2 protein-coding genes are annotated in these 855 nt (G+C 63.5%); both read left to right on the forward strand.

What is annotated here, in order from left to right; translation table 11 throughout:
- Positions 1-333, forward strand: a 333-nt coding sequence (locus G7A99_RS21920) for a DUF3883 domain-containing protein (RefSeq protein ID WP_163144070.1), incomplete at its 5' end; no start/stop codon positions are given.
- 142 nt (positions 334-475) lie between these two features.
- The coding region (locus G7A99_RS21925; RefSeq protein WP_163144072.1) for a catalase at positions 476-855 on the forward strand (380 nt) is incomplete at its 3' end.

The following is an 855-nucleotide window of genomic DNA, read 5'->3' on the forward strand; positions in this document are numbered from 1 at the left end:
TGCGCCCGGCTCATTCAGGCGGGCAGGGAACCGCTGGCGGCACGCATAGAGCATGTCGCCAGGACCCGTGGCGACGGAGCGGGTTACGATGTCCTGTCCTTCGAGTCCTCCGGTGCCCCCCGGCTGATCGAGGTGAAGACTACCAAGTACGGCCAGGACACGCCGTTCTTCCTCTCCCGCAACGAGGTGGATGTCTCTGCGGAGGCGCAGGGGCAATATCACCTCTACCGGTTGTTCGATTTCGCGGCAGCGCCGCGGCTGTTCATCCTCGAGGGCCAGCTTTCCGGAACCTGTCATCTGTCTGCATCGACGTTCATCGCTACCGCCGCGTGAGCCGCGTATCGTCCCGCTTTTTCCCGGTTCGTCAATGGCTTTTCGCCTTGTCGACGTCCTGCGTCTGAACCATGCTGCAAGTGGTGTAGAGGATATCCCCAGGATGGTGTAGCCGCGGACAGCGGCATCAGGAGGATTCGCCATGGCTGATAAAGGAAAGCCCACGACAACGGATGCTGGCATCCCTGTCTCCAGCGATGAACACTCCCTTACGGTCGGACCGAACGGGCCGATCGTGCTGCACGATCACTACCTGATCGAGCAGATGGCGAACTTCAACCGGGAGCGGATCCCGGAGCGCCAGCCGCATGCCAAGGGGGGAGGGGCGTTCGGGCGCTTCGAGGTGACCAGCGATGTCAGTCGCTATACCAAGGCGGCGCTGTTCCAGCCGGGGGCGAAGACGGACGTGCTGATCCGCTTCTCCACCGTTGCCGGCGAGCGGGGTAGCCCGGACACCTGGCGCGATCCGCGGGGCTTCGCGGTGAAGTTCTACACCCCCGAGGGCAACTTCGACATGGTGGG

The organism is Arhodomonas sp. KWT (assembly GCF_010993615.1).